Raw genomic sequence first — 17,845 nt, forward strand, 5'->3', positions numbered from 1 at the left:
CAAAAGCCTGGCTTAAAGAGCGTAAAAACGCAGAAAGTTTGTCTGCTTAGAGGTAAAATAGCCGGCCTTTTTTTGGAGAACGCTGTGGATCACAAATTTTCAATTGCCCCAATGCTGGATTGGACAGACCGCCATTGCCGTTATTTTCACCGTAAGCTGACCCGTCATGCTGTGCTTTATACCGAAATGGTCACCACAGGCGCACTGATTTTTGGGCAAGGCGATTATCTGGCATTTAATGAAGAAGAACATCCGGTGGTGGTGCAATTGGGTGGTTCAGATCCGGACGCCATGGTGAAAAGTGCCATTATGTGCGAGCAGCGGGGTTACGACGCAATAAACATTAATGTGGGTTGTCCTTCGGATCGCGTACAAAACGGTATGTTTGGCGCTTGTCTGATGGAAAAGCCGGCGCTGGTGGCCGAATGTGTCCGCCGGATGCGTGAAGTGGTGGATATTCCTGTTACGGTAAAAAGCCGGATTGGTATTGATGAGCTCGACAGCTATCAGTTTTTAGTCGATTTTGTCGGCACTATTGCAGAGGCTGGCTGCAGTGATTTTATTGTGCATGCCCGCAAAGCCTGGTTAAAAGGGCTGAGTCCAAAAGAAAACCGCGAAATTCCACCACTGGATTACCCCAGGGTATATCAGCTTAAAAAAGATTTCCCTCACCTTCAGATCAGCATTAATGGCGGCATCAAATCGGTCGACGAATGCCTGACGCATTTGCAGCATGTCGATGGTGTGATGGTGGGGCGTGAAGCTTACACCAATCCGTTGTTTTTAAATCAGATTGACGCTGCTATTTATGGTGACGAGCGCACATTGCTGACGCCGCATCAGGTTGTCAGGGAGATGTTGCCTTATATTGAACAACAAATGACAGAAGGTGCCAGATTCTGGCATATAGCCCGACATATGTTAGGTATTTTTCAGGGCGTGACAGGCGCACGACAGTGGCGGCGGCACCTCAGTGAGCTTGGCCATTTACCCTCCAGCGGTCCAGAAGTACTGTTGGCGGCGCTGGCAAAAGTACCTGAGTAAATTTTAAACTAAAAAGTGGCTAAAAATGCCACTTTTTAGTTTTGGTCAATTTGGCTACTTTGCCAAAAAAATAAGTGAATCCAGTGAATGTTGTTTAAAATCATGTAGTTAAAATTGTTTTTTAGGTTGGCATAGCAATTGTAATAACAGATTGTCGTTCGTTAATTAAATTGCCAACAAGGAAACTATCATGAAAACTTTAAACACTGCTTTACTGGTTACTACGCTGATGTTTAGTTCTGTAAACGCTTTTGCTGCTGAACCTGCCACCGAATTATCTTCTCAGCTGACTCAGGTTGTGACCAGTCAGGTGATGGAAGTCAGCCAAAATATTCAGCAACAAATTGCTGCCTCTATTGAAGCCACAGTCGCTGAAATGATTGTTGGCATTGAAGACACACTGAGCCAGGCGCCGGCCTCAGGCAACACAACAGAGCAGTCTGTTGCTGCAGTGGAGTAACGCATGCTGATCACACCTATCGAGTTGCTGGCGCTGTTTTTAATGCCGGTGCTGAGTGTGTTTGGTATCTGGTTATGTTCGCTCTGGTTGTTGCCAAACACTGATATTCCCCCTAAAACCCGGTCTTTGTAGTACCGGGTTTTCTTTTTCTGAATTTTCCTGCTGTAGCTATCTCACTTTTCTTCATTTAGTCAATTTCATCATTTTTTAGTCAAATTTTGTTAAGTGTGATACTGCTCATTTTGCCTTCTTTAAATAATTTATATAAAACAATGGCTTATGTTTGTTTGTGGTTGGCATGGCTTTTGTACCTTGTTATTTGAATGAATCATTTAACTTAGACAACGCCGAGGTTAGCTATGAACAGAAGCAATCATCACAACTGGTACTGTAATAAAGCCCATAAAAAAATTTCCGGAGTTTGTGCAGGTTTAGCCGCTTATTATCAACAGCCCAGATGGTTAGTGCGTGTGCTGGCTATCTTGTTGTTACTGACTTTCCCTGTTGCAGCTGTTGCCGCTTATTTGCTGGCCGCTTGCCTGTTACCAGATCGTTATGTGATCTAAATGGGGATGAGATAAGATGAAGGCATTTCAGTCACAGGAGTCCGTTATGCCTTTGTTGTTTGCCTTCATCATGTTATTTAGTAGTTTTGTTGTCCAGGCCGCGCCAGTGGAGTTTCTGAATGCGACGGTGCGTCAGCCGCTCCCGGGAAAAAACCTCAGTGCCGGTTATTTTTCTGTGGTGAATTCCTCCGATAAGGCAGTAACCCTGGTTGCAGCCAGCAGCCCTTGGTTTGAAAGAGTAGAATTGCATCAGCACAGCATGCATAACGGCATGATGCGGATGGAAAAAGTCGATAGTTTTGCCGTTCAGGCCGGCGAGCAGCTGCATTTGCAGCCGGGTGGTTTGCATCTGATGTTATTTGCGCCTAAAAATGAATTAACCTTAGGTGCCATAGTGCCTATCCAAATCAGCGCGGCCGATGGTCAGCAATGGCAAGTCTCGGCGGTTGTCACCAAAATCCCAACCCAATAACCGGAGTGACAGATGCAAAAAGTGAAACTGGCAGTCCTGCTCAGTAGCCTGGTGTTGATATTGTTTTATGCCATGGCGCTCTGGTACAGCAGTGAACCTGATACTTTTGATGTGATGGCTGAAGCAAATCAGGCTGCACAGGGTGTTAAACCCGCCGTTGGTTATACCACCACCCATACCCTGGTGCACGTCACTGAAGTATTACTTCACAAATCCGGAGGTTATATTTCCAACGACTTACTGCCGCCTTTTAGCATGCTGGATAATATGCCAGCCTGGGAGTTTGGCGCGTTAGAAATGGTGCGGGACCTGGCTTTATCGATGCGCACCGATATCAGCCGCTCTCAGTCCCAATCGGTGGAAAATTCTTTTCTGAAACTGGCACAGCCAAAACTGAATATCGACCATCGCAGTTGGGCTGTACCTGCCGCTGAAGATGAATATGCTGAAGCTTTGCGTTTATTGCGCTCTTACCGTCAGGCGTTAAATGATCCAAACAACAGAGATCACCAATTTTATGCCCGGGCCGACAACTTAAGGGATTGGCTGAAAGCGGTGGAAAAACGCCTGGGCAGTTACAGTCAGCGGTTAAGTGCCAGTGTGGGGCAAGACAGGTTAAATACTGACCTTGCCGGTGATGCACAGGCGCGTCAGTCAACCAACACACCGGCCGAGTTAATGATTAAAACCAGTTGGTGGCGGATTGATGATGAGTTTTATGAGGCCAGAGGCGCATCCTGGGCGCTGCTGCATTTTTTAAAAGCCATTGAAGTTGATTTTGCCGATGTACTGGCCAAAAAAAATGCCACTGTCAGTTTGCAGCAGATCATCCGCGAGCTTGAAGCCACCCAACAAACAGTCTGGAGCCCGATGGTGCTAAACGGCAGTGGTTTTGGTCTGCTCGCCAATCACTCGCTGGTCATGGCAAACTATATCTCCAGGGCCAACGCAGCTCTGATTGAACTGACCGAATTATTGTCGCAAGGATAACGCATGAAAATTTTATTACCGCTGTTTGCTGCCACGCTGTTTGTGACCAGTCCGCTGGTCACTGCCGATGTGCTGGGTGTGACTGTGGGGGCTGAATGGTGGCAAGCCAACCCTGAGGGGCGGGCAGGGGATACCGGCTTTAGTCAGTCACTACATTTTGATGATGACAGTCACAGTGCTTTTTATGCGGCATTTGAACATCCGATCCCGTTGTTGCCAAACGTGATGCTGCGCCGTCAAACCCTGAGTTTTCAGGGAGACACCCGTTTAGCAGGCACATTACAGCTGCATGACATGGTGTATGCCGCACAAAGCCAGGTGAATAATCATCTGAGCCTTGAATATACCGATGCCAGTATGTATTACGAACTGCTCGACAACGATATTCTGAGTGTGGATCTGGGCGTAAGTGCCAGATTTCTGCAAACTGATGTCAGTATTACTCAGGGCGGAACGGTCGCGCGTGGCGTATCAACACCCTTGCCGATGTTGTATGCCAATGCAGTCGTGGGCGTGTTTGGCACCAACTCCAGTCTGTTTTTTAATGGTAACTATGGTCGTTATGATGGTCATCAGATGTCGGATCTACGCGCTGGTTTTGCTTATGAATGGATCGATCTGGCGGCATTTTCGCTATCGGTGAAGTTAGGGGTGCAGCGACTGGATCTGGACCTGAATGCCGAAGATCGGATGGATGTTGATTTACTGGCCGATGGTGTCTTTCTCGGTCTGGAAGCTGATTTTTAATATTGTCCGTCACTAAGCCGGCGTGTTGTAGGTTGTTGTTCGTACAGACAATACGCTGGCGCAGCTAAAACCTTGTAGTTCAATCTGTGCACCATTATAGTGAGGTATCAGATTGGATCGGTTTTTCTTAGCATGAAGCAGCTTTTTATTCGCCCTCTGTGGCCCCTGATGTTGGCCATCGTTGTTGTACTCTCTCTGGTGGCGTCCTGGTTTTCGTTACAGCTGTGGCAGCAACAACAGCATACCGCGTATTTACATCAGCTGAGCCGTCATGCTGCGTTATTAGCTATGCATCCGCTGCGTGAGCAGAATTCTCAGGCGTTGAGCCAGACTTTACAAGCCTTACAACAACATAGCGTTTTGCCATTACAGGCTATGGCGGTGTACGACAAAAACCAACAATTGTTTGCTGCCACCGCGGGGTCAGAAGAGGTATTGAGTAACTATTCGCCATTACCTTCAGCGACACAGCCTGTGGTTGTTGCTGACGGTATGCTGCTGTTTAGTGTACCTGTCTGGGCTGATGTGCAACAGCAGGGGCGTCATGATTTACCTGTGCCAGCCATCAGTTCGGAACAACTGGGTCATTTGTTGTTGGTGGCCGGACCTTCTTCTGCAGTGCCTTTTTGGTTGATGCTGCCGATGTTGTTACTGGTGTTGCTGGCAGCTTTGTTGCTTTATGGCTGGCGGCAAAAAAAACAACAGAAAAGAGCGCGTCAGCAGCTGTTATTAAGTCAGCAACTGCAGCAGGGCTGCGTTGCCGATGTGCAGGGGCACGACTTTGCGCTGTTGATTGACGCCTGGCAACAGCAGCAGCAACGCCATCAACAGCAAGTACGGTCGGTAGCCCGTGATGCTGAATTGCGGTTACAACAGCAGGAGCAGCAGCATGCTCATACCGCCGAAAACTTATTACAACTGCAACAAAGCTACCAGCAGTTGAAACTGCACAGCCAATCCTGCGATCAGCAATTAAAGTTCTGGCTGGAGTTATGTCACAGATCGGACTCGCTGAGTGCGGTGGATTTGCGCAGTAAAATTCAGGCATTACAGTTGTTGTCTGAGCTGCACGCCGCTGATTTTTCCCTGCAGCCGGACCATTTTTGGTTACCTGACTGGCTGGCGCAGCAGGCACCCCATTGGTTTAGTGACAATAAACTGCCGGAACAGTTTGTTTTTGACGAAGATCCTCAGGCTTATCAGTTCAAAATGAACATTGATACCCGGCTGCTCAGTGTGCTGTGTCATATCTTCAGCAGTTATTGTCAGCAGGCTGCCGCTGGTCAGGATATTTTGTTCAGCTACCGCTTTTGCGAAGTGCCGCAAAAACAACTGAAACTCACCTTTAAATATGCCGGCGCCGGTTTTTCGGCGCGCTGGCGTCAGTTGTTGCTGGCGCAGCCGGACAGCGAGTTGACACTGGACGATGTAGAAGCTGAAGTTGCCCGCAGATTGTTGCAAGAGCTGCACGGCAGTATTTCATTAAACTCGCTGGAAGACCTGGGCACCCAGCTGGATATTCTGCTGCCGGTTTCCTGGCAAAAAACCAGTCAGTCTAAATTATGCCAGTCCATTTTGGTGCTGGATGAGCGGGCCTGTCGTTTGCCTCTGCTGAAACAGTCGCTGGCGGCTATTGGTGAACAGGTCCATAGTGTAGCAACACTGGCAGCCCTGCCTGAAGCTGTGCAGTTACGCCTGGTGGATTTAGTGATAGTGCTGCTGCCGGACAGCTGCGCCACCCTGCATCAGGATGCCGCGCAGCTGACGACACTTGCAGAGCGTTATCAGCTGCTGTTTTTTACCTCTGATAAAGCCAGACAGTTGTGGCAGCCATTGCTTGCAAGCCGGTTATTACCTGTACCTATGTTGCTCAGTCATGTCAGCCATGCGTTGCAGCACCCGAATGAGCTTGGTAATCAGCAGCTGCTGGTGGTGGATGATAATCTGACCAACCTGAAATATGTGCAGGCGATGTTGTCAGGTGGCGGCTTGCGCATTGATATTGCCATGACAGGGCAAGACGCCATTAAAATGGCCAGCAATAACAGATATCAGCTGATCCTGATGGATATTCAGCTGCCGGATTTAGCCGGTACTGAAGTGACCAAAAGGATCCGGCAACTGAGGCATCATCAGCACACCACTATTTTGGCTTTTACTGCGCACGCTTTACCGGATGAGATTGCCGGTTTCCGCCTGGCAGGCATGGATGATGTACTGATTAAACCATTGGATACCCGCAAGATTGCCCATATTCTGGCTAAACTCAGCCCGGCTGATGAAATACGATAACGTCGGCCAGTAGTTGCTGTAGCGCTTGCCAGTATTGTGGATTGGGCTGACTACTTAAAAGAGGTAACAATTCAGCGCCAATACTGGTGAATTTATAATATTGCAGTACCAGCCCCTGATGTTTGGTGCGCCCCTGCAGCAGCTGTTGATGGTAATACCATTGCAATTGCTGGTTTTTACCAAGTTCACCACTTTCAATTTCAGACTGATGCAACAAGCCAAGGTCAATCAGGTTTAAAATCTGCGGGTAAGTGAGGCCAAACTGACTCAGATTCAGCATGCCGCGGCTTTTGCCGGCCAGCCAGCGCCACAACGATCCCTGCTGCACATAACCAAAATAAATGTGCGCCGGCTCCTGGCTTTTTATACGGCAACTCAGGCTAGCGGCCAGTTGTAGCGAAATCGCATCTTTGTGGTTCATTTGTTTGAGCAATAACAGGGTTTTTAACGAAAAACTGCCCGGGCTACTTATTTCGCCGGCCAGAATTTTGGCCCAGAGTTTTTGCATACTGTGGCTCGAAATATCCAGTACCAGCTCACAATAAGCCGAAAACCAATCCGGGTCGACATCCTGGCTGGTCTGCATTTCGGTGCAATAGTCCAGCGCCAGTGTCATCACCCGTTCCAGATTCAGCTGTTGTTGCTCCTGGCGCATCCGGATACGACGGTTGGCACGTTCCGCCAGCGTTAAGCCGGCAAACAGTTCTTGCTCTGTCAGCACTACGCCGGCTCTGCTGCTGAGCTGTTGATGTTTGTCGATAAAGCTGGCATTGCCCTGCAATTCATCCAGCGGCAGAGCTGCAGTACTCTGGCGCACAGTGCCGGCAGATTGTAAATCGCCACCGAGTTGTTTCCTGGCCAGTTGGCGTAACTTTTGTTGCCCGGACAGGCTCTGTACCTTGGTCATAAAGCTCCATGCTTTTGCGAAAATCATCGTATTGTGTTGCTGAATCGGTCACAGCATATCGGCCAGAACAGCCTCTGCATAAAAAAACTTTGTTTAAGCTGATAAATTTATTGTTATTTAAATGAATTTAAACGGTAATTTGTTGTTCGGTCTTGCTGCTGATCCCGACAAAATGATTGCATTTTTTAACTAAGCGTATAGTGTAATAAGTCAGACAACAAGCTGGCTGCCGGCTTCACTGACAAGGTGTGCAGGTGTGATGTCGGTGCATATCCCGCCCTTTGCTCAAGCGGGGAATTTGTGCCAGATATTCGGACTCAATGGATAAGGTCGTAACATGGTGTCAAAAGTAACAGAAGATGATTTTCTGTTTCTCGCAGAAGATGATGTGCCAGAGTCAGAAATCCCGCAGATTACCGGGGAATGGCATCTGCTGATTGTTGATGACGATGAAGAAATCCATACCGTCACCCGCCTTGCTTTAAGTGATTTATTGGTGCTTGGGCGCAAATTAGTTTTCCACCATGCTTATTCTGGTAAAGAGGCCATTAGTTTTCTGCAAAAAAACCAGAATGTTGCGGTTATTTTGCTCGATGTGGTGATGGAATCTGACGACGCAGGTTTGCTGGTGGTGCAACAGATCCGTGAGCAGCTGGGCATGGATGAAGTGCGGATTGTGCTCAGAACTGGTCAGCCCGGTTATGCGCCGGAAGAAAGCGTCATTAAAGAATATGATATCAATGACTACAAAACCAAAACCGAACTGACCCGCAGCAAACTGGTAACTTCTATCATCTCGTCCATCCGCTCTTATCAGCAAATCCGTACCATTAACCAAAACCGGCTGGGTTTACAGAAAATTATTAATGCCGGCGCCAATTTGCTGGAACAACATTCGCTGCATGAGTTTTCCGAAGGCGTGGTCACACAAATTTCATCGCTGATTGGTTTACATGCCGAAGGTGTACTCTGTGCACAAATTGAAGATGATGGCTCGACCAGTGACAATGTGTATGTGCTGGGCGCTGCCGGTCATTACGCACCCTATATTAAATGCAAACTGGAACGTTTAAATAACCCGCGCATTATTCAGCAGATTTTGCAGTGTCTGCAGCAAAAACGGCATATTTTTACCGGTTTTGACACTGTGTTGTATCTTGGTAATGCCGAGCACAGCGCTGCCGTTTATATCGAAACCAACAGGCCGATTGAAGATTTTGACCGTCAGCTGATTGAGGTATTTTTAAGCAATATTTCTATTGGTTATGAAAACGTCACTTTATTTCAACAGCTCAAACATGCCGCTTATATCGACCCCCTGACCAAAACGCCAAACCGTAATGAATTTACCCAATTGCTGGAAGAAACCAAAAGGCTGGACCCTGGCAATAATGTGGCAGTGTTGATTGATATTGACCACTTTTCAGACGTTAATGATGGCCTGGGGCAGGAAGTTGGCAATGAGTTATTAATTGCAGTCACCCGTCGTTTGGTCGAGCATTTTGGCGACCTGGCGCAAATAGGCCGTATTGGTGCCGACGTTTTTGGTCTGATCGGGCCTGAAGATGTGCTGACTCCTTCGGCAATTAATGCCGTCTTTAACCAGCCATTTCAGGCGTCAGAGCACGCGTTACAAATTAATGCCACCCTTGGCTTTTGTCGCTTAATGGACACAGTCAAACAAGGTCTGGGTATTCTGAAACATGTGTATATAGCACTGAACCGTGCGAAAAAGAATCTGTCGCAGAATTTTGAATATTACAGCAGTGAAATGGAAGAGCAGATGGCCGAACGTTTGGCTTTGCTGCGCACGCTGCGGCAGGATTTTAGTCAGGATAAACTGCAGCTGTGGTATCAGCCGCAAATATCTTTGCATACCAATCAGGTGATTGGTATGGAAGCGCTGTTGCGCTGGCCTACCGGGCAGGGCGGTTATATTTCGCCTGCTGTGTTTATTCCGTTGGCGGAATATTCAGGTTTAATTGTGGAAATTGGTGCCTGGGTTATTCAGCAGGCATGTCAGCAAATTAAGTATCTGCAGTCACAGGGGCTGGCCGATATGCGCATTGCGGTGAATGTGTCGATGCCGCAGTTCCGGAATCCGTTGTTTGTTGAATCAGTCATTGATTGTGTGCAGCGTTATCAGGTTGCGCCTGAGTTACTGGAACTGGAAATTACTGAGTCTGTGGTGATGGACGAGCCTAAGATAGTGATTGACGCGCTGAACAGATTAAAAGATCACGGCATTAAAGTGGCGATTGATGACTTTGGTATTGGTTTTTCCAGCCTGAGTTATCTGCAGCAACTGCCACTGGACCGCATCAAAGTGGACCGGGCTTTTATCCGCGACTTTGCAGCGCCAAACGGTGCTGTGATTGCCGAAACCATTATTCATTTGGGCAAAAAGCTCGGGTTAGCCACTATTGCTGAAGGTATTGAAACTCAGGAGCAGGCTGACGCTGTGCGCGCCATGGGCTGTGACGAAGTGCAGGGTTTTATGTATGCCAAGCCAATGCCAACCCAGGAATTACTGGCGTTTTTGCAGCAGAGTGGCCAACCGGCCGGCGAAAAACCAGATTAATACAGCACATTTTGATGTGAGTAAAAACCACCTTCAAGGGTGGTTTTTTTATAGCGCTGGAAGGGAGGTCGTTTTTGTCTGAAGTGATAAAACGACCGGCAATACAACACAGCAGGAGTTTAGATAAGGACAGCAGTAAAGCTGCAAAAAGCAGAGCCTGCCGGCAAGTCCGAATAAAAAAGGCGCCATCGGCGCCTTTTCACTGTTTCACGAAAGAACGACATCAAACCCGGAACAGGCGGGCAATACTTTCCAGATTTTGTGCCAGATTGGCCAACTCACGGGCAGCTTTGGCAATATGGCCGGCGCTTTGTGAACTGTGTTCTGTGTGCTTCACAATTTCTACCACATGACCAACTATGGTGCCGGCCATGGTTTGTTGTTCTTCAGTGGCGGCGGCAATATGCTGGTTCATCTCGCGAATGCGACGAATACTGGTGGTGATCACCTGCAATGACTCACCGGCCTGGTTGGCAGAAGTCACACTTTGATCAGCCTGTACTGTACTTTGCTGCATTTTTTGCACAGCTGAGCGGGCGGCTGATTGCAGCTGCTCAATGGTTTTCTGAATTTCTTCGGTTGATTTTTGCGTGCGCGAAGCCAGAGTCCGAACTTCATCAGCTACCACCGCAAAACCACGGCCCTGTTCACCGGCACGGGCAGCTTCAATAGCCGCGTTTAATGCCAGCAGGTTGGTTTGTTCGGCAATACCTTTGATTACATCAAGCACTGCGCCAACCTGATTGGCATCGGTTTCAAGCTTCAGAATAACTTCCGACGCTTCCTGCACATTGGTGGCGAGCTGGCGAATGTTGTTGACTGTGACCCCGACAGTTTGTTGACCGCGGTCGGCTGCGACGTTCGAATCATTGGCAGCGCTGGAGGCTTCGTTGGCGCTGCTTGCTTCGGCAATAACGCTGTTACTCATGTCATCCACGGCATATTTGGCTTGTTCGGCAGCCTGGCGCTGGATTGAAATAGTTTTATTGGTGTCGTCGGTTAACTGATGTAAGTCTTTAGCGAGCGAAGACAAAGGCAACGCAGTGTTGACAATTTCTTTCACCACACCCTGTAGTTTTTCCATAAAAGAGTTAAACCAGAAAGCCAAATCACCCAGTTCATCTTTGGATTTGGTTTCAATCCGCACTGTTAAATCGCCGTCTTCTTTGGCGAGATCTTTAAGTGAATGAATAATATTGCCAAGACTGTTATTAATGCCACTTACCACAGGGACGGCGGTACCAAATAACACCAGGGTCGTGATCACACCCATAATAATACCCACAGTGATCAAGGTGCTGGCCTGGGCATTGGCATCGTCAATTGCACCTTTAAAGTGGTTCAGCTGAATATCGCGGAATTCGGTCAGTTTTTTCACCGTGTTGTCGTAATCTGCGTTCATCTTTTGTGAACGTTCGCCAATGGTGGCCATATCTGCCGTGTTGTTCACCATTTCCTGCGACACTTTAAAGGCAACAGCATAATAATTGTCGAATGAAGACAGAATAGGACCAATTTCTTTGCTTAGGGCTGCGTCCAGACTGCTGACCTGGCCCAGTTGTTTTTTCAGCTGGTCGGCAAAAGCATTGGACGTATTCAGCGCTTCTTCGTCGCCTGTGGTGACTGCACTTGCCAGCGATTCCTTCACCCGCTCAAGTGCCACCAGGCTACTTTCGGCGGCCTGTAACACCGGGAACTGGATATCCCTGGTGTTGTCCAGTGTTTTGACATTATTCAGCGCTGTGACTGTGGCCAACACCAGATAGATAATAAAGCTGATAGTCCCGATGAAGGGTATTAAATAAATTTTTTTCGCAATCGAAAGGCGTTGCAAAAACTCCATACACGCTTACCCCTGTAGCTAACAAACCGGAAGGAATTGTTTGTAATAAATATTTTTAAAAAGCGGTTTTAGTATAGTCAGCAAAAAGTCTAAATGCTGCAACAAATCAAGTTATGCGACAAAAATCTTAATATAAAGAATGAATTATAACGATTTGCTTATCTTTGTTTCCAATCTGGTTTCAAAACAGGGGCAGGGCAGATGAGGGCAGGGGGAAATCGGCGCAGAAAAAAGCCCGCATCAAGCGGGCTTTATCAGTTATTTTTGCTGGGCACGTTCAAATGAAGTGCTGATTTCAGCTTTGGCTTCTGCTTTGTCGCCCCAGCCAATCACTTTTACCCATTTGCCAGGCTCTAACTCTTTGTAACGCTCAAAGAAGTGCTGAATTTGCTGTTTCAGCAGCTCTGGTACGTCGTTGATGTCCTGGATATGGTCATAAATTTTGGTCAGTTTGCTGATTGGCACTGCCAGTACCTTGGCATCTTCACCTGACTCATCGGCCATTTTTAATACCGCAACAGGGCGGCACTTGATCACCGCACCTGGTACCAGTGGGTATGGTGTTGGTACTAATACGTCAACCGGATCTCCATCCAGGCTCAGAGTATGGTTTACAAAACCATAGTTGCATGGGTAGAACATTGGCGTGGCCATAAAACGGTCAACCCAGACAGTACCGCTGTCTTTGTCCACTTCGTATTTGATTGGATCGGCATTGGCCGGAATTTCAATAATGACGTTAATTTCGTCAGGCAGGTTTTTACCTGCAGGTACCAGACTCAGGCTCATGTTAGTTCCTTAAGATAAATGAAGTGTAAAAAATGCCGCCTATTATAACGGCGGCATCAAAAATGGCTATGGTTTTACCTTGCGCTATTGGTCGAATATTATTGCTGATGATACTTCAGGCAGGTTTCCACTTCGTGTTTAGAACCCAGGATCACCGCCACCCGCTGGTGAATATCAGTTGGCTGAATTTCCATAATCCGCTGATAACCAGTGGAACTGACGCCGCCGGCCTGCTCTACTAAAAAGCTCATTGGATTGGCTTCATACATCAGGCGCAATTTATAAGGTTTATTGGCATCTTTGGTGTCGGTTGGGTACATAAATACCCCACCGCGGCACAAAATACGGTGTACATCACCCACCATGGCGGCAATCCAGCGCATATTAAAGTTTTTACCACGAGGGCCGGTTTTACCCAGCAGTAAATCGGCCACATAAGCCTGCATCGCCGGCTCCCAGTGGCGCTGGTTTGACATATTAATGGCAAATTCGGCTGTCATGCCTGGCACTGCAACTTCTTCCTGAGTTAACAAAAAGCCGCCGTAGGTTTTATCCAGCGTATAAAGTTTGGTGCCTTTGCCTGTGGTGAGCGCCAGCATTGTTGAAGGGCCGTATAACACATAACCAGCTGCAAGCTGTGCTGTGCCAGGTTGTAAAAACTGTGCAGCATCTGCGGCGTCTAGGTCAGCACGCGCCGGCAGAATAGAAAAAATAGTACCAATCAGACTGTTGATATCGGTATTGGACGAGCCATCCAGCGGGTCAAAAGTCACCAGATATTTGCCATCCGGATTACCGGCCACTGTGTGGTCTTCTTCTTCTGACGAAATGGCTTTAACTAAGCCGGTTTCCAGAATCATATCTTTCAGTAGCTCATTGGCCAGCACATCGAGTTTTTTCTGCGTTTCACCCTGAATGTTTTCATCCAGGGTAGAGCCCAACACGCCAGCCAGTGCGCCCTGGCCAACACGAAAAGAGATCTCTTTACAGGCAGCCAGAATTGTTTTGGTCAATGAAATCAGGTCGGTATCAACTCCGTCCTGCCGTAATACGGGAGCCAGTCGGCGCATGGTGAATTCCTTGTTGAAAATGCTGTAGGGTGGGTGTCTGCCCTTATTTTGCTGGCCTTAGGGCGCTTGGCAGTACACCGGCGCACAGTGTAAAGAATTTAACGAAAAAATGCAGTTTTTGGCCTTATTTTATTTGCTTTTGTTGTGAAGCGCTTTTGTTACAATGCCTTATCTTGGCCAAGCTTGGCGCTTGTGGTCGCCGTAAAAGGGAAAGGTTATGCATATTCATATTTTGGGCATTTGTGGCACTTTTATGGGCGGTATTGCCGCTATTGCCAAAGCCATGGGACATAAAGTTACGGGCTCTGATGCCAATGTGTATCCGCCAATGAGCACTCAGCTGGAAGCTTTGGGAATTGAACTGACCCAGGGTTATGACGCCAGCCAGTTTGAACCGGCACCGGATCTGGTGATTATTGGTAACGCCATGTCGCGTGGTAACCCGGCAGTGGAATATGTGCTGAACAGCAACCTGCCTTACACCTCAGGCCCTGAGTGGCTGGCCACCCATGTGCTGCAAAGTCGTTGGGTGCTGGCGGTGTCGGGCACTCATGGTAAAACCACCACCAGCGCTATGCTCGCCTGGATTTTAGAATACGCAGGTCTGAAACCAGGTTTTTTAATTGGTGGTATTCCGCAGAATTTTGACGTGTCGGCAAGGCTGGGTGATGCGCCTTTTTTTGTCATTGAAGCCGATGAATACGACACGGCCTTTTTTGATAAACGCAGTAAGTTTGTACATTACCGGCCGCGCACTTTAATTATCAATAACCTCGAATTTGACCATGCCGATATTTTCCCGGATTTAGCTGCTATTCAGCGCCAGTTCCATCATTTATTGCGCATGGTACCGGGCAATGGTCTGGTGTTATCTCCGGCAAATGTGCCGGCCATTGATGAAACCTTGCAGATGGGCTGCTGGAGTGAACAACAACGTTCAGGCTCCGACTGGCAGGCCAGTCTTTTGCAAAAGGACGGCAGCAAGTTTTCGGTCAGTTTTAACGGCCAGCAGCTTGGCCAGGTTGAGTGGGATTTAACCGGCCAGCACAGTGTTGATAATGGTTTAATGGCCATTGCCGCCGCCCGTCACGCCGGTGTGCCTGCTCATGTTGCTATTGAAGCGCTGTCGAAGTTTATTGCACCAAAAAGACGGATGGAGCTTAAAGGCACAGTGGCCGACATTGCGGTGTACGACGATTTTGCCCATCACCCAACCGCCATCGACACCACTTTGGCCGGTCTTCGCAATAAAGTGGGCGAAAAACGGATTTTGGCCGTATTAGAGCCGCGCTCCAATACCATGAGGTTGGGTGTACACAAAGAAGCCTTGCCAGCGTCGTTAAAACAAGCCGATCTGGTGTTTTTATTTGAGCCGGCCAATTCCGGCTGGTCGCTTGCTGATGTGGCCAAAGCCATAGGGCCGCAGGCGGAAGTTGGCACTGACATTGACGCTTTAGTGGCAAGGGTGACAGAACAGGCAAAAAGTGGCGATTCAGTGGTGATTATGAGTAACGGCGGATTTGGCGGTATTCATCAGAAACTGCTCGATGCGCTGCGTAAAAAATGGGAGCACTAATGCACAATAACAACCCTGAGAGCCAGGCTGAACAACATCAGGCTGCGCAACATCAGCTGGCAATGCCAGCCAATGGCGCACGTAAAGAAGTGACGCTGGCTTTTACCGGCGCTTCAGGTGCTTTGTATGGCTGGCGTTTGTTGCAGTCGCTGCTGGCGCTTGAGGTAAAAGTTCATCTGTTGATTTCAAGTGCAGCCCGGGTGGTGTTTGCCACTGAACATGATTTAAAGCTGAACGGCAATCCACAAAGCTGCCAGCAGCAGCTGGTCGAGCTGTTTGGTTGTGATCCTGCGTTATTGGCGGTTTATGGCAAAGATGATTGGTTTTCGCCTGTTGCATCAGGCTCGGCCGCGCCAAAAACCATGGTGGTGTGCCCATGTTCTACCGGCACTGTGGCTGCTATTGCCCATGGCATGAGCGACAACCTGATAGAGCGTGCTGCTGATGTGGTACTCAAAGAACAGGGCCAGCTGATTTTAGTGCCACGCGAAACGCCATTGAGTGCATTGCATCTGGAAAATTTATTAAAGCTGGCCAAACTGGGCGTGACTATTATGCCGGCCGCACCCGGTTTTTATCATCAGCCGCAATCTATTGAAGATCTTATAGATTTTATGGTGGCCCGCATTCTGGATCACTTAAAGCTGCCGCAGCAGCTGATGCCACGCTGGGGTTATGCCGCTAAAGCTTCAGCTATTACAGGGCCTGCTTCGGCCTGATAAGGAGTTTTTCTTGACGCTCGCGCTTGATATTCAACAACTGAAAAAAACCTATAAAAGTGGCACCGTTGCCTTAACTGGCATCGACTTACAGGTGCAGCAAGGTGATTTTTTTGCATTGCTTGGCCCCAATGGCGCCGGCAAAAGTACCTGTATCGGCATTATTGCCTCTTTGGTCAATAAAAGTTCTGGTACAGTCAAAGTCTTTGATTTTGATATAGATACCGCACTGGAAGATGCCAAAAGCCAGCTGGGCTTAGTGCCGCAGGAATTTAACTTTAATCAGTTTGAAACTGTGCTGCAAATTGTGGTCAATCAGGCCGGTTATTATGGCGTGAATAAAACTGTGGCTATGGCACGCGCGGAAAAATATCTGGGTCAGCTCGGGCTTTGGGATAAACGCCACGCCCGCTCACGTGAGCTTTCCGGTGGTATGAAACGCCGGCTGATGATAGCCCGTGCTTTAATGCACGAGCCTAAGTTGTTGATTTTAGATGAGCCTACCGCTGGTGTGGATATAGAATTACGCCGCTCTATGTGGGAGTTTCTTAAAGAGATTAACCAGCAGGGCGTCACTATTATTCTGACCACCCATTATCTGGAAGAAGCGGAAAACCTGTGTCGCAATATCGCCATTATTAACAAAGGCCGTATTGTCGAAAACACCAGTATGAAGGCGCTCTTGAGTAAACTTACCAAAGAAACTTTTGTACTGGATTTAGCCAATAGCGCCAAAGTGGAGCAGCTGGACGGTTTTACTGTGCGCCAGCTTGACGACCACACGCTGGAAATTGACGTGGAAAAAGGTCAGGGCGTGAATGCGGTATTTGCGGCTTTATCAGCCAAAGGGGTGGAGGTGTTGTCAATGCGCAATAAAGCCAACCGGCTCGAAGAGTTATTTGTCAGTCTGGTGGAAAACGCGCAAGGAGTAAAAGCCTGATGTCTGGTCGTTATTGGATTGCCTTTCAGAGTATTCTGAACAAAGAAACCAACAGATTTATGCGCATCTGGGTGCAAACCCTGGTGCCACCTGCCATTACCATGACGTTGTATTTTATTATTTTTGGCAGTTTAATCGGCTCCCGTATCGGGGACATGGGCGGTTTTAGCTACATGGAATTTATTGTGCCTGGCCTGATTATGATGTCGGTCATTACCAACTCTTATTCCAATGTGGCGTCCAGTTTTTTCAGCGCCAAGTTCCAGCGTAATGTTGAGGAGCTTTTGGTCGCACCTGTGCCGAACTACATCATAGTGCTGGGTTATGTCGGTGGTGGGGTTGCCCGCGGTGTTCTGGTGGGTTTTATTGTCACTTTGCTCAGTCTGTTTTTTGTTGATATCCGTATTCACCACTTAGCGGTGATTATTGCCACTGTGGTATTAAGCTCCACCCTATTTTCACTGGGTGGGCTGATTAACGCTGTGTATGCCAAAACCTTTGACGATATCAGCATAGTGCCCACTTTTGTGTTAACACCGCTGACTTATTTAGGTGGGGTATTTTATTCGTTAACTTTATTGCCGGGTTTCTGGCAACAGGTGGCGGCGGCTAACCCTATTGTGTATATGGTCAACGCTTTTCGTTATGGTTTTTTAGGCGTGTCCGATGTCAGTATCACAGTGGCTTTTGCCGTGATGCTGGGTTTTATCGGCTTGTTGTTTGGCATTGCGATGCATCTGATTAATAAAGGCACCGGGCTTCGCAGTTAAGCCCTGCGCCTTTGTGCCTGTTCTGCTGCCTTTTATGGCAAAAATGAGTTTTTTGCAGACATTTAATAACACATTTAGT

17 protein-coding genes are annotated in these 17,845 nt (G+C 48.0%); 13 read left to right on the forward strand and 4 right to left on the reverse strand.

What is annotated here, in order from left to right:
• The first annotated feature begins 84 nt into the window (after positions 1 to 84).
• The 8 genes from dusA to N3Z11_RS16290 all read left to right on the forward strand — a co-directional run bounded on the left by dusA (position 85) and on the right by N3Z11_RS16290 (position 6,571).
• Complete coding sequence (dusA, locus tag N3Z11_RS16255) at positions 85 to 1,044, forward strand: tRNA dihydrouridine(20/20a) synthase DusA (protein WP_260658256.1); 960 nt, start codon at positions 85 to 87, stop codon at positions 1,042 to 1,044.
• A gap of 190 nt (positions 1,045 to 1,234) precedes the next feature.
• Positions 1,235 to 1,504 (forward strand): hypothetical protein, encoded by a 270-nt coding sequence (locus tag N3Z11_RS16260; protein ID WP_260658257.1) that lies wholly within the window; start codon positions 1,235 to 1,237, stop codon positions 1,502 to 1,504.
• A 3-nt stretch (positions 1,505 to 1,507) separates the two neighbouring features.
• Positions 1,508 to 1,636, forward strand: a complete 129-nt coding sequence (locus N3Z11_RS16265) for a hypothetical protein (RefSeq protein ID WP_260658258.1) — start codon at positions 1,508 to 1,510, stop codon at positions 1,634 to 1,636.
• 227 nt (positions 1,637 to 1,863) lie between these two features.
• On the forward strand, positions 1,864 to 2,070 hold the full coding sequence (locus tag N3Z11_RS16270) for a PspC domain-containing protein (protein ID WP_260658259.1): 207 nt from the start codon (positions 1,864 to 1,866) through the stop codon (positions 2,068 to 2,070).
• Positions 2,071 to 2,116: 46 nt separating this feature from the next.
• Positions 2,117 to 2,542: a copper chaperone PCu(A)C gene (locus N3Z11_RS16275; RefSeq protein ID WP_260658260.1), complete on the forward strand. Its 426-nt coding sequence runs from the start codon at positions 2,117 to 2,119 to the stop codon at positions 2,540 to 2,542.
• A gap of 12 nt (positions 2,543 to 2,554) precedes the next feature.
• Positions 2,555 to 3,532, forward strand: coding sequence for a DUF2333 family protein (locus N3Z11_RS16280; protein WP_260658261.1), 978 nt, complete (start codon positions 2,555 to 2,557; stop codon positions 3,530 to 3,532).
• 3 nt (positions 3,533 to 3,535) lie between these two features.
• Positions 3,536 to 4,279, forward strand: a complete 744-nt coding sequence (locus N3Z11_RS16285; RefSeq protein ID WP_260658262.1) for a TIGR04219 family outer membrane beta-barrel protein — start codon at positions 3,536 to 3,538, stop codon at positions 4,277 to 4,279.
• A gap of 132 nt (positions 4,280 to 4,411) precedes the next feature.
• Entirely contained in the window at positions 4,412 to 6,571 is a 2,160-nt protein-coding gene (locus N3Z11_RS16290; protein ID WP_260658263.1) for a response regulator, read from the forward strand.
• On the opposite strand, the gene N3Z11_RS16295 is transcribed toward N3Z11_RS16290, so the two are convergent.
• Entirely contained in the window at positions 6,546 to 7,478 is a 933-nt protein-coding gene (locus tag N3Z11_RS16295; RefSeq protein ID WP_260658264.1) for a TIGR03899 family protein, read from the reverse strand. The two genes, N3Z11_RS16290 and N3Z11_RS16295, sit on opposite strands and share 26 nt — an antisense overlap.
• Before the next feature lie 337 nt (positions 7,479 to 7,815).
• Here N3Z11_RS16295 and N3Z11_RS16300 point away from each other — a divergent pair, with 337 nt between their 5' ends.
• Complete coding sequence (locus N3Z11_RS16300) at positions 7,816 to 10,059, forward strand: EAL domain-containing protein (protein ID WP_260658265.1); 2,244 nt, start codon at positions 7,816 to 7,818, stop codon at positions 10,057 to 10,059.
• Positions 10,060 to 10,282: 223 nt separating this feature from the next.
• Here the strand turns inward: N3Z11_RS16300 and N3Z11_RS16305 are convergent, their stop codons facing one another.
• The 3 genes from N3Z11_RS16305 to N3Z11_RS16315 all read right to left on the reverse strand — a co-directional run bounded on the left by N3Z11_RS16305 (position 10,283) and on the right by N3Z11_RS16315 (position 13,761).
• Positions 10,283 to 11,902 (reverse strand): methyl-accepting chemotaxis protein, encoded by a 1,620-nt coding sequence (locus tag N3Z11_RS16305; protein ID WP_260658266.1) that lies wholly within the window; start codon positions 11,900 to 11,902, stop codon positions 10,283 to 10,285.
• A 258-nt stretch (positions 11,903 to 12,160) separates the two neighbouring features.
• Positions 12,161 to 12,691 carry an inorganic diphosphatase gene (gene ppa, locus N3Z11_RS16310; protein WP_260658267.1) on the reverse strand — a complete coding sequence of 177 codons (531 nt, stop codon included), beginning with the start codon at positions 12,689 to 12,691 and terminating at the stop codon, positions 12,161 to 12,163.
• Between the two features lie 98 nt (positions 12,692 to 12,789).
• Positions 12,790 to 13,761: a class 1 fructose-bisphosphatase gene (locus N3Z11_RS16315; RefSeq protein ID WP_260658268.1), complete on the reverse strand. Its 972-nt coding sequence runs from the start codon at positions 13,759 to 13,761 to the stop codon at positions 12,790 to 12,792.
• A gap of 217 nt (positions 13,762 to 13,978) precedes the next feature.
• On the opposite strand from N3Z11_RS16315, the gene mpl reads away from it, so the two are divergent.
• From mpl to N3Z11_RS16335, 4 genes are all read left to right on the forward strand, one after another.
• The gene (gene mpl / locus N3Z11_RS16320; protein WP_260658269.1) at positions 13,979 to 15,337 is read left to right on the forward strand and encodes a UDP-N-acetylmuramate:L-alanyl-gamma-D-glutamyl-meso-diaminopimelate ligase; all 1,359 of its coding nucleotides are present in this window, start codon (positions 13,979 to 13,981) and stop codon (positions 15,335 to 15,337) included.
• 62 nt (positions 15,338 to 15,399) lie between these two features.
• Positions 15,400 to 16,056 (forward strand): flavin prenyltransferase UbiX, encoded by a 657-nt coding sequence (locus N3Z11_RS16325; RefSeq protein WP_260658300.1) that lies wholly within the window; start codon positions 15,400 to 15,402, stop codon positions 16,054 to 16,056.
• A gap of 13 nt (positions 16,057 to 16,069) precedes the next feature.
• On the forward strand, positions 16,070 to 16,996 hold the full coding sequence (locus tag N3Z11_RS16330; RefSeq protein WP_260658270.1) for an ABC transporter ATP-binding protein: 927 nt from the start codon (positions 16,070 to 16,072) through the stop codon (positions 16,994 to 16,996).
• Complete coding sequence (locus N3Z11_RS16335; RefSeq protein WP_260658271.1) at positions 16,996 to 17,766, forward strand: ABC transporter permease; 771 nt, start codon at positions 16,996 to 16,998, stop codon at positions 17,764 to 17,766. Before N3Z11_RS16330 ends, N3Z11_RS16335 begins: the two co-directional genes overlap by 1 nt.
• The last annotated feature ends 79 nt before the right edge of the window (positions 17,767 to 17,845 follow it).

Origin of the sequence: Rheinheimera sp. 4Y26 (assembly GCF_025245835.1) — a bacterium.
Taxonomy (GTDB): Bacteria; Pseudomonadota; Gammaproteobacteria; order Enterobacterales; family Alteromonadaceae; genus Pararheinheimera.

Coding starts and splice junctions, on each gene's coding strand:
- ppa (WP_260658267.1), bottom strand. CDS start 12,691: ATGAGCCTGAGTCTGGTACCTGCAGGTAAAAACCTGCCTGACGAAATT.
- N3Z11_RS16335 (WP_260658271.1), top strand. CDS start 16,996: ATGTCTGGTCGTTATTGGATTGCCTTTCAGAGTATTCTGAACAAAGAA.
- N3Z11_RS16305 (WP_260658266.1), bottom strand. CDS start 11,902: ATGGAGTTTTTGCAACGCCTTTCGATTGCGAAAAAAATTTATTTAATA.
- N3Z11_RS16295 (WP_260658264.1), bottom strand. CDS start 7,478: ATGACCAAGGTACAGAGCCTGTCCGGGCAACAAAAGTTACGCCAACTG.
- N3Z11_RS16315 (WP_260658268.1), bottom strand. CDS start 13,761: ATGCGCCGACTGGCTCCCGTATTACGGCAGGACGGAGTTGATACCGAC.
- N3Z11_RS16285 (WP_260658262.1), top strand. CDS start 3,536: ATGAAAATTTTATTACCGCTGTTTGCTGCCACGCTGTTTGTGACCAGT.
- N3Z11_RS16260 (WP_260658257.1), top strand. CDS start 1,235: ATGAAAACTTTAAACACTGCTTTACTGGTTACTACGCTGATGTTTAGT.
- N3Z11_RS16265 (WP_260658258.1), top strand. CDS start 1,508: ATGCTGATCACACCTATCGAGTTGCTGGCGCTGTTTTTAATGCCGGTG.
- N3Z11_RS16290 (WP_260658263.1), top strand. CDS start 4,412: ATGAAGCAGCTTTTTATTCGCCCTCTGTGGCCCCTGATGTTGGCCATC.
- mpl (WP_260658269.1), top strand. CDS start 13,979: ATGCATATTCATATTTTGGGCATTTGTGGCACTTTTATGGGCGGTATT.
- N3Z11_RS16270 (WP_260658259.1), top strand. CDS start 1,864: ATGAACAGAAGCAATCATCACAACTGGTACTGTAATAAAGCCCATAAA.
- N3Z11_RS16300 (WP_260658265.1), top strand. CDS start 7,816: ATGGTGTCAAAAGTAACAGAAGATGATTTTCTGTTTCTCGCAGAAGAT.
- N3Z11_RS16275 (WP_260658260.1), top strand. CDS start 2,117: ATGCCTTTGTTGTTTGCCTTCATCATGTTATTTAGTAGTTTTGTTGTC.
- N3Z11_RS16325 (WP_260658300.1), top strand. CDS start 15,400: ATGCCAGCCAATGGCGCACGTAAAGAAGTGACGCTGGCTTTTACCGGC.
- N3Z11_RS16280 (WP_260658261.1), top strand. CDS start 2,555: ATGCAAAAAGTGAAACTGGCAGTCCTGCTCAGTAGCCTGGTGTTGATA.